Origin of the sequence: Pseudomonas citronellolis (assembly GCF_029335315.1) — a bacterium.
Taxonomy (GTDB): Bacteria; Pseudomonadota; Gammaproteobacteria; order Pseudomonadales; family Pseudomonadaceae; genus Pseudomonas; species Pseudomonas citronellolis_A.
Genome location: NZ_JARJLT010000122.1, coordinates 1 through 11939, shown reverse-complemented (window position 1 = coordinate 11939; position 11939 = coordinate 1). Strand labels below are relative to the sequence as shown.

The window sequence follows — 11939 nt, the reverse complement described above, 5'->3', positions numbered from 1 at the left end:
GCGTATGCAAGACAGTTGCTCCTACGATCGTGCTGCCCTGGAACCGTAGGGCGGATAACCGTTCGCGGTTATCCGCCGTCGGCTCGGACGCCGGAACCGACGGCATCGGCGGATAACGCCGTAGGCGTTATGCGCCCTACGGGTTTTCAGCCCCGTCCAGAAGGATGAGCCGATTCACCTGTAGGAGCCCGCCATGCGCGCGATTCGCGGGCATGGCCCGCTCCTGCGGGGAGTGCCGGGGCGTTCGCCTGCCCCGAGGCGCCCCGACCGATAATGCGCGTTAGGGCGGGGTGTTCTCGCCCCAGGGCGTCGGCGCGCCGATCAGCCGGCCCATCGCGCCGCGAATACCCATCTCGCGCAGCACCTGCAGTTCTCCCTCGCTCTCCACCATCTCGGCGATCAGCGGCAGGTCGATGCTGTTGGTGGCGCGGAACACCGCCTCGATGAACAGTCGCTTGTCCTGGTCCTGGTCGATGGCGCGGATGTAGCTGCCGTCCAGCTTCAGGTAGGCCAGGCCCAGGCGGGTGAGGTTGCCGATCAGGCTGAAGCGCCCGCCGAAGTGCTGCAGGCCCAGGTGCGCGCCGGTGTCGCGCACGGCCTGGCCGAGGCGTTCCAGTTCGGCCGGCGGCGGCAAGTAGCGTTCGTCCACTTCCAGGGTCAGCAGGGCGGTCTGCTGCGGGCTGGCCTTCAGCGCCTCGAGCAGGCGTTGCAGCGCCTGGGGTTCGCGCACGCTGGCCGCTGACAGGCTCAGCGCCAGCGGTTCGGGGTGCTGGGCGAGGTGGGCGAGGGCGTGTTCGAGCATGGCCAGGTCGAAGCGCGCGGCCCAGCCGAAGCGCTCGACCCAGGGCAGGAACTGGCCGGCGGCCACCGCCTGGCCCTGCGGGTCGAGAAGGCGCGCCAGCACCTTGCGTTGCAGCAGCTCGCCGCCCTCGCAGCTGCGCACCGGCTGGAACCACAACTGCAACTGGCTCTTCTGCAGGGCCTGGTCCAGCCACTGGTGCCAGCTGTGGCTGTCCTGGGCGGGTTGGCCGGTGGACTGCTCCAGGCGCTGCCAGGGCCGCTCCGGGTTGCCCTGGGCGCTGGCCAGGGCCTGGTCGGCGCGGGCCAGGATGGTGGCCGCGGCCTCGCCGGGATGGAACGCCGCCAGGCCCAGGTGGGCGACCGGGCGGGTGTCGCTGGCGCCGGTCTGGTGCAGGCTTTCCAGCTGGCCGCTGAGACTTTCGGCGAGGTGTTCGGCGCCGGCCGCGTCCAGGCCCGGGGCGAGCAGGGTGAACTCGCCGCCGCGGCTGCGCGCGGCCAGCCAGTCGGGCTTGCCCTGTTGTTCCAGCGCGCCCTGCAGCAGCCCGGCGACTTCGCGGATCAGCGCGTCGGTGCGCTGCCCGCCCAGGCGCTGGTTGAGGCCGCCGAGGTCGTGCAGGCGCAGCAGCAGCAGGTAGCCGGCGGCGCTCTGCTCGCCGGGGGTCAGCTGAGCTTCCAGGCGCGCGTCGAACAGGCGGCGGTTGGCCAGCCCCGAAAGGCTGTCCTGGTAGGCTTCGGCGCGCAGCTTCTCGCTGCGCGAGGCCTCCTCGGCGAACAGCGCCTTGAGTTTCTCGACCATCTGGTTCATCGCCTGCACCACCCGGCGCAGTTCCGGGGTGCGCGGCTCGCGCGGCAGGGTGAGGAACTCGCGGCGGGTAATGGCGTGGGCCTGTTGCACCATCTGGTCCAGCGGGCGCAATTGCGCGCGCAGCAGCCAGCCGCCGAGCAGCGCGCTGACCACCCCGCAGCCGAGCAGCCAGGCCAGGCTGCCGAGGGCGCCGTCCCACAGGCGCGCCAGGGCGAACTGCGGATGGCTGACCACCTCGACCCGCGCCGCCTGCTCCCAGCCGCGCATGATCAGCGCGTCGCCGCTCTCGGCCTTGAGGTTGACCAGGCGCGCGAACCAGCCCGGCACCGCGCCGTTGCCGGGGGCGGCCGTGCGCTCCACCAGCACCTGGTTGTCGGCGATGCGCACCACGCGGATGCTGGCGAAGTAGCCGCTGTCGAAGATCGAACTGACCATCAGCTCGATCATCGCCGGGTCGTCGACATGCGGCGTCAGCGACAGCCCCAGCGCCGTGGCGGCGTCCTGGGCGTGGGAGCGCAACTGGCTGATCAGCTGCTCGCGGGAACTCTCCAGGCTGGTGGCGAAGCTACCGGCGAAGGCCACCACCAGGAACAGGCAGATGGCCAGGAAGAGTTGCTTGAGTAGCGACATGCATGCCTCCTAGCGCGTCTCGTCGAGGATCAGCCCCTCGCCGCGCATCTTGGTCAACAGGTCCTGCCAGCGCGACAGCTGCTTGCTGCTGCCGCTGCGTTTGCCGCCGCCGGGGCCGGGCAACCAGACCCCCTCGGCGTTGAAGGCGTAGACCGGGAGCAGGTCCGAGCGCTGCGAAGCGGGGCGGATCTGCGGGATCAGGTTGTCCAGCACCAGCGGTTCGGCGTTGGGGTTGGCGTACCAGGTGAGGACCATGTGCGCCTGGTTCAGGCGCAGGGCCTTGACGTAGGTGATGCGCAGCTTGTCGCTGGGGACGCCGAGCTGGCGCAGGGTGACGTACTTGGCGATGGCGTAGTCCTCGCAATCGCCGGCGCCCTTGTACAGCGCCTCGATGGGCGTCGCCCAGTAGTCTTCCTGGCCCCACACGCTGCGGTCGTCGCGGAACGCCAGGCTGGCGTTGAAGAAGTCGTTGGCGGCCTTGAGCTTGCCGGCTTCGTCCAGGCCCCGGGCGCTTTGCAGCAGCTCGCCCCAGTCGCGGATGCGCTGGCGCGCCGGGCCCAGGTCGCCCCAGCGCTGTTCGGCGCCGCGCAGGATGGCATCGAAGTCCCATTGCGCCTGGACCGCCACCGCCAGGGCGATGAGCAATGCCAGGCCGGCCCGGAGGTGGGGCAGACAGACGAACAGCCGACGGGCTCCTCGGAATGGCTGCATCGCCAGGGCTCCAGGGGGAATGTGGCAAGTCTAGGCGCTGTTCGCCGGCTGTCGATGCCGGCGTCAGAGGCGGCGGGTCTTCACCTTCAGCAGGATGTACAGGCTCACCAGCACCGCGCTGCTGAGCATGAACAGGCGCGCCCACAGGTGCGGGACCAGGTAGCAGGAGAGGGCGATGCTCGCCCACATCAGGCCGACGGTGTAGAGCTTGCCCTTGAGCGGGATGCCGTTGCCTTCCAGGTAGTCGCTGATCCACGGGCCGAGCCGGGGGTGCAGCACCAGCCAGTCGTAGAAGCGCTGCGAGCTGCGCATGAAGCAGGCCGCGGCGAGCAGCAGGAAGGGCGTGGTCGGCAGCAGCGGCAGGAAGATCCCCGCCACGCCGAGCGCCACGCTGAGCCAGCCGACGGCCAGCAACAGGTAGCGCACTCCGGCGTGACGGCTACGGCGGACTTCCCGCGGCGCCACGGGGAGGGATCAGTGCTGGCGGGGTTTCAGCAGCGCCGGCTTTTCTTCCGGGGCCTGGCAGAGCAGGAACAGGTTGGTCAGCAGCTCGGGGATCTGCGCGACCATGTCGTCCACCAGGTGGCGGTCACGGGCGATCTCGTCGAATTCCGGCTGCTCGTCGAACAGCCCGGAGCCGACCATGATCGGCAGCAGCAGCTCGCTGACTTCTTCCTCGGCCTGCTCGAACCACACGGCCTCGCGCAGGAACACGCCTTCCATGAAGCCGATGCACCAGCCGCGGATGTCGGAGTCGTCCGGCTCGGCGCCCAGGTAGGGTTCGCACGGCAGCTCCAGCTCTTCGTCGCTGGCCAGCTGGCGGGTGATGTGCGCCTTGAGCTGCAGCAGGGAGCCTTCGATCTCCTCGCGCTCCGCCTCGCTGCGGTAGTGCGGCGGCTCGGAGAAGAGCGCGTCGATCCATTCGCGCTCGGGCACCTGGTCCGGGCAGATCGCCAGGGCGGTCAGGTAGCCGTGGGCCGCGACATAGTCCAAGGCTTCCTCGTGCAGGTCATCGGCATCGAGAAAGGCTTGCAGGCGGGCCAGTTGTTCGGCGAAGGACATCAGTTACTACCTCGGCGGGGATGCGGGTCTGGATTGTAGTCGTTCCGCGGGCTGCGGGCCAGCCGCGCGGCCGCTATCGCCCCGTCGGGACCGGGGCGCGAACGCCTTCCTACGGACTTTTGCGACCCCGGCGCGACGGCTGACCGACCCCCGGCGGGCAGCTTGCGTATAATGCCCGGCTCGAAACGGAGTCCCCCATGCTCGACCAGGCACAGCGCATCCTCAAAGACGTATTCGGCTACGACGCCTTCCGTGGCAACCAGGCGCGCATCATCGAGCGCGTGGCCGGCGGCGGCGACGCCCTGGTGCTGATGCCCACCGGCGGCGGCAAGTCGCTGTGCTTCCAGGTGCCGGCGCTGCTGCGCGATGGCCTGACCGTGGTGGTGTCGCCGCTGATCGCGCTGATGGAGGACCAGGTCGCCACCCTCGACGAGCTGGGCGTGCCGGTCGCCGCGCTGAACTCCGCGCTGAGCCCCGAGGCGCAACGGGACATCGCCGCGCGCCTGCAGCGCGGCGAGATCAAGCTGCTCTACCTGGCCCCGGAACGCCTGGTGCAGCCGCGCATGCTGGACTTCCTGCAGCGCCTGAACGTCAGCCTGTTCGCCATCGACGAGGCGCACTGCGTGTCGCAGTGGGGTCACGACTTCCGTCCCGAATACCTGCAGCTGGGCCAGCTCGCCGAACTGTTCCCGCAGGTGCCGCGCATCGCCCTGACCGCCACGGCGGACATGCGCACCCGCGAGGAAATGATCCAGCGCCTGCACCTGCAGAACGCCGAGCAGTTCCTCTCCAGCTTCGACCGGCCGAACATCTTCTACCGCATCGTGCCCAAGGAGCAGCCACGCAAGCAGCTGCTGGGCTTCCTCGCCGAGCGCCGCGGCGACGCCGGTATCGTCTACTGCCTGTCGCGCAAGAAGGTCGAGGAAGTCGCCGAGTTCCTCTCCAGCCAGGGCTTCCCGGCGCTGCCTTACCACGCCGGGTTGTCCAACGAACTGCGCGCCTTCCACCAGAAGCGCTTCCTCAACGAGGAAGGGCTGATCATGGTGGCGACCATCGCCTTCGGCATGGGCATCGACAAGCCCAACGTGCGTTTCGTCGCCCACCTCGACCTGCCCAAGAGCCTGGAGGCCTACTACCAGGAAACCGGCCGCGCCGGCCGTGACGGCCTGCCGGCGGACGCCTGGATGGCCTACGGCCTGCAGGACGTGCTGCTGCTGCGGCAGATGATGCAGAACTCCGAGGGCGACGAGCGCCACAAGCGCGTCGAGCGGCACAAGCTCGAAGCCATGTTGGCGCTGTGCGAGGAGACCCGCTGCCGGCGCCAGGCGCTGCTGGCCTACTTCGACGAGGTGATGCCCAACCCTTGCGGGCATTGCGACATCTGCGTCGACGGGGTGGAAACCTGGGACGCCACCGAGCCCGCGCGCCAGGCCCTGTCGGCGATCTACCGCAGCGGCCAGCGCTACGGCGTCGGCCATCTGGTGGACATCCTCCTCGGCAAGGAGACCGAGAAGGTACGCAGCGTCGGGCACCAGCACCTGGCGGTGTTCGGCATCGGCAAGGCGCGCGGCGAGGAGGAATGGCGCACGCTGTTCCGCCAGCTGGTCGCCCGTGGCTTCGCCGATGTGGACGTCGACGGCTTCAACGGCCTGCGCCTGACCGAAGCCTGCCGCCCGCTGCTGCGTGGCGAGGAGACGCTGGCCCTGCGCCGCGATCCCAAGCCGCAGCGCAGCAAGTCCTCGTCCTCCGGCGGCGCCAGCTCGGCCAGCCAGCTGGTGCGCCAGGAAGAGCGCGAGATGTGGGAAGCCCTGCGCACCCTGCGGCGCAAGCTGGCGCAGGAGCATTCGGTGCCGCCCTACGTCATCTTCCCCGACGCGACCCTGCTGGAAATGCTGCGCAGCCAGCCGACCACGCTCAGCGCCATGGCCCAGGTCAGCGGCGTCGGCGCGCGCAAGCTGGAGCGCTACGGCCAGGCCTTCCTCGACGTGCTCACCGAATCCGAGGCGGCGCCCGCCGCGCCGGCGCCGGTGGTCGACCTCAGCCACGAACTGGTCAGCCTGGCCCGCGCCGGCATGACCCCGGCGCAGATCGCCCGCCAGCTCGATTGCACCGAGAAGAACGTCTACAACCTGCTGGCCGAGGCCATCACCGCGCAACAGCTGACCCTGGAACAGGCGCTCGACCTGCCCGACGACCTGCTCGGCGAAGTGCAGGACGCCTTCCTCGAGGAGGACGGCGACCTGCCGCCGGTGGCGGCCCTCGCCGAGCGCTTCGAAGGGCGCGTGCCGCAAGGCGTGCTGCACTGCGTGCGCGCGGCGCTGCAGGCCGAGCTGGAAGCCTGAGTCGCGGCGGCTTTCGGAAATCCCCCATTCACGCCGCGCGCTGCGCCGCGCACAGTGAACGGACGCAAAGGGAGGAACCATCATGTTGCGTCTGTTCGCTGTTCTGCTGGTGCTCGCCGGCCTGCTCGGGCTGATCGTCCTGGGCTCGCTGGAATATCTGGAAGGCCTGAACTCGTTGCTCGGTGGCCTGGCGTTCGTCGGTCTCTGCGAGGCCCTGCTGTACTTGCTGACCCTGGACTCGAGGCCGCGCGGAGCGCGCTGGCAGTGGCGCGGCACGGCTAGTGGCCAATTGCTGGCTGACAAGTAAGTGACGCGCTAAAACGACAAACTTGTGACGCGGATCGCGAACGGCTAAGGTGTGGCGCAGACCTCCGACAGAAGAGGTGGAACGTGCCACAACACAGCTGGCTGGACGACGTCCGCGCCAACCCCTATGCCGAACAACTCGCCACCGGCTTTCGCGGCCTGCGCTTCGCCGCGCCGCTGGAAGACGAGTACCGCGGCTACCTGCTGGAAGACAACTTCGCCCTCAAGTGCAGCGCCCTCGGCTTCGCCGTGCTGGCCTGGCTGGCGCTGGCGGCCATCGACCTGCTGCTGATCCCCGCCCCGCAGCACTGGGCGATGCTCGCCGTGCGCGGCGTGGTGCTGGTGCTGCTGGCCCTCTGCGGCGGGCTCATCCTGCAGCGCCGCTACGGGCGCCTGATGGTGCCGCTGAGCATCGCCTGCATCCTCGCCGTGGGCATCGGCGCCGCGGTGGTAGTGGGCATCGCCCACCAGGTCGACTTCGGCTACCCCTACGAGGGCCTGCTGCTGGTCAGCATGGCCGCCTACTTCCTGGTCGGCCTGCGCTTCTCCGAGGCGCTGGCCTCGGCCTCGCTGATCCTCCTCGCCTACCTGGGCTGCGAACTCTACGCCGGGCTGGCGCCAGCCAAGCTGCTGAACAACCTGGTGTTCCTGTTGCTGGGCAACCTGGTCGGGGCGGTTGGCTGCTACCTGCTGGAGTACAAGTCCCGCGAGCATTTCCTGGTCAGCCGGCTGATGCGGGTGATGGCCGAGCACGACGCGCTGACCGGGCTGCACAACCGGCGCAGCTTCGACCGCCAGCTGGAGCGCCTGTGGCGCCAGGCGCAGCGCGACGGCACGCCGCTGGCGCTGCTGCTCTGCGACGTCGATCACTTCAAGGCCTACAACGACCGCTATGGCCACCAGGCCGGCGACGAGGTGCTGCGGCGCATCGGCACGGCGCTGATGGCCAGCGCCCGGCGCCCGCTGGACATGGCCGTGCGCCTGGGCGGCGAGGAGTTCGCCGTGCTGCTCTATGGCGCCGACCTGGATGAGGCCCGCCAGCGCGCCGAAGTCCTGTGCCGGGCGGTGCAGGCCCTGGGCATCAGCCACGAAGGCTCCAGCACGGCGGCGGAGGTGACCCTGTCGATCGGCGTGTCCTGCCTGCACCCGAGCATGCCGGCGGCGCTGCCGGCGATATACGCCCACGCGGACCGCGCGCTGTACGAGGCCAAGGCGTTCGGCCGCAACCAGGTGGTGGCCTGACCGATTCGGTCCCTCGCCCTGGCGCCGCCGGTGACTGCGCGCGCTGGCACGCCGGTGCTAGGATGCCGCCGACCCCGCAGCCGAGCGCGCCCGCATGCAGCGACTGATCCAGGCCAACGGCCAGCCCCACTACGGGCTGTTCGCCGACACCCCGCAGGACATCAACTTCCGCGACTTCGACTACCGCTCGCCGATGGGGCGCAAGCTCGGCGCCCTGAGCAAATGGCGGAATTTCCACCAGTTCCAGTATTTCGGCCTGATCAGCCCGGAGCTGATCGGCGGTTGCGCCCTGGCCGAGCTGAGCCTGGTGGCGATCGGCTTCGTCTACCTCTACCACCCGCGTAGCGGGCGCATGCTCGAACGCCAGTTCAAGTGCCCGCTGGGCCTGGGCACGCGCTTCTCGCAGCGACCCGACGACGGCGCCTGCGAACTGCGCCAGGGGCGCAACCTGCTGCGCCTGGAGAACGCCGCCGGGCCGCTGCGCAAGCGCCTGCTGGTGGAGCTGGACGACGGCACGCGGATCGACGCCTCCTTCAACGAACAGGCACCGGCTTTCCAGCCGATGAGCCTGTGCACGCCCACGGCGGTCAATGGCTGGGTGTACGCGCGCAAGGTCGCCGGGGTGCGCTGCGAAGGCCAGGTGCGCAGCGCGCTGGGCGACTTCGACCTGCGCCAGCTCGATGCCTTCGCCCACCATGACTGGTCGGCCGGCTACATGCGCCGCGAGACCTTCTGGAACTGGGCCTGCCTGTCCGGCGAGGCGCAGGGCCGGCGGCTCGGGCTGAACCTGTCGTGCGGGGTCAACGAGACCAGCTTCACCGAGAACTGCTTCTGGCTCGACGGCGAGCTGTGCAAGGTAGACAGCGTGCGCTTCGAATTCGACCGCGACCAGGAAATGGGGCCCTGGCGCATCCATTCCCACGACGGCCAGGTCGAGCTGCGCTTCGAAGCCCACGGCCTGCATCGCGAGCGCCTGAACCTGGGCGTGCTGGCGAGCAACTTCAAGCAGATCTTCGGACGCTTCCGCGGCGAGCTGCGGCCGCACGGGCGCGCGCCGGTGGCGGTGGAGGACCTGTGGGGCTTCGTCGAGGACCAGTACGCCAAATGGTGAGCCGGTTACCCCCTGCGACAAAATGTCATTGTACGGCCTTGATTAGCTGGCTAATAATTAGCCAAATCAATTAGCCCGAAAACCGCTGCACAATGACTGATAAAGATAAGCACTACTTCGGCACCCAACTGGCCCAGGCCTCGCGTGCATGGCGCGCCGAACTCGACCGTCGCCTCAGCCACCTGGGACTTTCCCAGGCCCGTTGGCTGGTGCTGTTGCACCTGGCGCGCAACTCCGGCATTCCCACCCAGCGCGAACTGGCGCAATCGGTCGGCGTCGAAGGCCCGACCCTGGCGCGCCTGCTCGACGGCCTCGAGGCCCAGGGCCTGGTGCGTCGCCAGGCGGTGGCCGAGGACCGCCGCGCCAAGCGCATCTGCCTGACGCCCAAGGCCGATGTGCTGATCGCCGACATCGAGAACATCGCCGCCAGCGTGCGCAACGACGTACTGGCCGGCATCGACGAGGCGGACATCGCCAACTGTCAGAAAATCCTCTCCCGCATCCTGGCAAACCTGGAAAAGAACTGAGCGATTCCTCACACTTTTTCGAGTAGACTTGCCAAACTTCTGACGGCTCCTGCGGGGGCCGTCAGCCGTTCAAGCGCTGACACCCAACCTTTCGCCGGCTTTCCGACGAATCGTCTTGACCGGGCGCTCGGCAGCACCTAAATCGTGATAGCAACGGGCCGCCATCGTGCGACCCGCTGGCTAACGCCCCGGATGGGCGTCTATCCTGCATGGACAGCGTTTCCGACGGCGTACGCGTGGTCATGGATGGCCTGCAGACCTGGACACAACTGGGATGGGACCATGGCTAGACTCACTCGATTGCCGCTGGCAATGGCCGTTTTCTCGGCACTGATGACCTCCCAGGCGCACGCGCTGGGCCTTGGCGAAATCACCCTGCACTCGGCGCTGAACCAGCCGCTGGACGCCGAGATCGAACTGCTGCAGGTCGGCGACCTGAGCAGCGACGAACTGGTCGCCCACCTGGCCGACCTGGCCACCTTCGAGCGCATGGGCATCGACCGCTCGATGTTCCTGCAGAACCTGCGCTTCACCCCGGTGGTGCGCAACGGTCGCGGCTACATCCGGGTGGTATCGACCCAGCCGATCCACGAGCCCTACCTGAATTTCCTCCTCGAGCTGGAGCGTCCCAACGGCCGCCTGCAGCGCGAGTACACCGTGCTGATCGACCCGCCGGGCTACTCGTCCGGCAGCTACGCCCAGCGCAGTTCCGCTTCCAGCTCCTTCGCCGACAGCCAGGCCGCCACCCCGCGGCCGGCCAAGCGCGCCGCGGCGCCGCGTCCGGCGCAGCCCCCGGCGGTGCCGATCGCCGCCGGCGAGGGGCGCTACACCACGGCCAGCGGTGACACCCTGTGGAGCATCGCCGGTCGTCTTGGCGCCAAGGGTTCCGCCCGCCACGAACTCATGGGCCAGCTGCAGCAGCTCAACCCGCAGGCCTTCGTCGCCGGCAACCCGCATCGCCTGCGCATCGGCCAGACCCTGGTACTGCCCGCCGGCCAAGCCGCGCCCGCCGGCAATGTCGCCGCCGCGCCGAGCACCGCGCCGACGCCCGCCAATGGCGCGAGCCCGGCCGCCACCCCGGCGGTGAGTGAAGCCACGGTCGCCCTGGCGGAGAACCAGCTGGCCGACCTGACCGCCGAGCGCGAACGCCTCAACCAGCGCATGGACAACCTGCAGACGCAATTGCAGACCCTGCAGCAGGCCCTGGAAAGCCGCGACCAGCAGGTGCAGAGCCTGCAGGAGCAACTGGCCCAGCGCCAGGCGGCGCAAGCGCCGGCGGCCGTCGTGCCCGCCGCGCCCGTTGCCTCGGCCGCGCCTGCCGCGCAAGCCAGCCAACCCGCCGTTCCGGCGCCGGTCGCCGCGCCGAGCGTCGCCAGCGTCGACGAAGCGGACGCATCGCCCACCCGCCTGTGGCCCTGGGCCGCCGCCGCGGTCGCCGCGCTGCTGCTCCTCGGCCTGGTCTACAGCCGCCGCAAACCCAAGGCCGAAGAGCCGCCACGGGTCCAGCCGCAGGCCGCCAGCCTGCCGCCGCAAGCGCCGCCGGTACGCCCGGCGCCGGTGCTCAAGCCGCAAGTGGTCGCCACCCCGGCGCCGCAGCCCAGCGCCAACGAGGCGTCCCTGGCGCGCCTGCCGGCGGCCAGCAGCGACAGCCTGGAAGGCGCCAACATCTACATCGCCTATGGCCGTTTCGGCCAGGCCCGCGACATGCTGGTCAAATCCATCGCCGCCGAGCCGCAGCGCCGGGAACTGCGCATGAAGCTGCTGCTGGTGCTGGCCGAGCTGGGCGACCAGGCCGCGTTCCACGAACAGGAGAAAGCGCTGCAGGGCATGGGGGCCGACCAGAAGCAGATCGACCAGTTGAAGGCCCGCTATCCGGCCATGCTGGAGTCCTCGGCTGACGAAGCCATCAGCGACAGCCTCGGCGAGTGGGATGGCCTGGAGCTTGGCGACGCCACCGAAACCCCGGCGGCGCAGGCCCAGGGTGAAGAGGGCGAGCTGAACCTCGGCGACCTGTCCCTGGACCTCGACTGGAGCAGCCTGGACCCGTTCGAGGCACCCAAGGGCGCCGCCAAGGCCGCCCCGGACGAATCCGAGGAGTTGCTGCGCGATTTCCGCAGCAACCTGCGCGAGCTGCCGGAAGTGACCGAGTTCGACCTCGACGGCGAGCACGCCGGTGCCTTCGGCCTGCCGACCCGCGAAAGCGCCAGCGAGAAGGACGAACTGCTGGTCAGCCTCGACCAGGCCCGCGCCTGCATCGACCGCGGCGACCTCGACCAGGCTTACGCCATCCTCAAGCGCGTGCTGCAGGTCGGCGACTCGCGCGAACGCGAAGAAGCCCGCGAGCTGCTGGCGCGGATCGCCTGAAAGGATTCCTGATGTCCCCTGGCCCGGCCTGATGCCGG

At 69.5% G+C, this 11939-nt stretch carries 10 protein-coding genes; 6 read left to right on the top strand and 4 right to left on the bottom strand.

Annotated elements, in window-relative coordinates; genetic code table 11:
• Window positions 1–280 precede the first annotated feature (280 nt).
• The 4 genes from lapD to P3W75_RS10700 form a co-directional block, all read right to left on the bottom strand.
• Entirely contained in the window at window positions 281–2236 is a 1956-nt protein-coding gene (gene lapD / locus P3W75_RS10715; RefSeq protein ID WP_276227359.1) for a cyclic di-GMP receptor LapD, read from the bottom strand.
• 9 nt (window positions 2237–2245) lie between these two features.
• Window positions 2246–2947 (bottom strand): cysteine protease LapG, encoded by a 702-nt coding sequence (gene lapG, locus P3W75_RS10710; RefSeq protein ID WP_276227358.1) that lies wholly within the window; start codon window positions 2945–2947, stop codon window positions 2246–2248.
• Between the two features lie 63 nt (window positions 2948–3010).
• Window positions 3011–3412 carry a YbaN family protein gene (locus P3W75_RS10705; protein ID WP_276227357.1) on the bottom strand — a complete coding sequence of 134 codons (402 nt, stop codon included), beginning with the start codon at window positions 3410–3412 and terminating at the stop codon, window positions 3011–3013.
• Between the two features lie 9 nt (window positions 3413–3421).
• Window positions 3422–4009 carry a YecA family protein gene (locus tag P3W75_RS10700; protein WP_276227356.1) on the bottom strand — a complete coding sequence of 196 codons (588 nt, stop codon included), beginning with the start codon at window positions 4007–4009 and terminating at the stop codon, window positions 3422–3424.
• Window positions 4010–4206: 197 nt separating this feature from the next.
• On the opposite strand from P3W75_RS10700, the gene recQ reads away from it, so the two are divergent.
• The 6 genes from recQ to P3W75_RS10670 all read left to right on the top strand — a co-directional run bounded on the left by recQ (window position 4207) and on the right by P3W75_RS10670 (window position 11901).
• The gene (gene recQ / locus P3W75_RS10695; protein ID WP_276227355.1) at window positions 4207–6351 is read left to right on the top strand and encodes a DNA helicase RecQ; all 2145 of its coding nucleotides are present in this window, start codon (window positions 4207–4209) and stop codon (window positions 6349–6351) included.
• A gap of 82 nt (window positions 6352–6433) precedes the next feature.
• The gene (locus P3W75_RS10690) at window positions 6434–6658 is read left to right on the top strand and encodes a hypothetical protein (RefSeq protein WP_276227354.1); all 225 of its coding nucleotides are present in this window, start codon (window positions 6434–6436) and stop codon (window positions 6656–6658) included.
• An 83-nt stretch (window positions 6659–6741) separates the two neighbouring features.
• Complete coding sequence (locus P3W75_RS10685; RefSeq protein WP_276227353.1) at window positions 6742–7899, top strand: GGDEF domain-containing protein; 1158 nt, start codon at window positions 6742–6744, stop codon at window positions 7897–7899.
• A 94-nt stretch (window positions 7900–7993) separates the two neighbouring features.
• A complete protein-coding gene (locus P3W75_RS10680) occupies window positions 7994–9010 on the top strand; it encodes a DUF2804 domain-containing protein (protein ID WP_276227352.1) in 1017 nt (338 codons plus the stop codon).
• Between the two features lie 92 nt (window positions 9011–9102).
• Window positions 9103–9537, top strand: coding sequence for a transcriptional regulator SlyA (gene slyA / locus P3W75_RS10675; RefSeq protein WP_276227351.1), 435 nt, complete (start codon window positions 9103–9105; stop codon window positions 9535–9537).
• A gap of 282 nt (window positions 9538–9819) precedes the next feature.
• Window positions 9820–11901 carry a FimV/HubP family polar landmark protein gene (locus tag P3W75_RS10670; protein WP_276227350.1) on the top strand — a complete coding sequence of 694 codons (2082 nt, stop codon included), beginning with the start codon at window positions 9820–9822 and terminating at the stop codon, window positions 11899–11901.
• Window positions 11902–11939 lie beyond the last annotated feature (38 nt).

Bases quoted from the DNA above. Each gene is read 5' to 3' on its own strand.
- lapG (WP_276227358.1), bottom strand. From the start codon at position 2,947: ATGCAGCCATTCCGAGGAGCCCGTCGGCTGTTCGTCTGTCTGCCCCAC.
- P3W75_RS10690 (WP_276227354.1), top strand. From the start codon at position 6,434: ATGTTGCGTCTGTTCGCTGTTCTGCTGGTGCTCGCCGGCCTGCTCGGG.
- P3W75_RS10700 (WP_276227356.1), bottom strand. From the start codon at position 4,009: ATGTCCTTCGCCGAACAACTGGCCCGCCTGCAAGCCTTTCTCGATGCC.
- P3W75_RS10680 (WP_276227352.1), top strand. From the start codon at position 7,994: ATGCAGCGACTGATCCAGGCCAACGGCCAGCCCCACTACGGGCTGTTC.
- slyA (WP_276227351.1), top strand. From the start codon at position 9,103: ATGACTGATAAAGATAAGCACTACTTCGGCACCCAACTGGCCCAGGCC.
- recQ (WP_276227355.1), top strand. From the start codon at position 4,207: ATGCTCGACCAGGCACAGCGCATCCTCAAAGACGTATTCGGCTACGAC.
- lapD (WP_276227359.1), bottom strand. From the start codon at position 2,236: ATGTCGCTACTCAAGCAACTCTTCCTGGCCATCTGCCTGTTCCTGGTG.
- P3W75_RS10670 (WP_276227350.1), top strand. From the start codon at position 9,820: ATGGCTAGACTCACTCGATTGCCGCTGGCAATGGCCGTTTTCTCGGCA.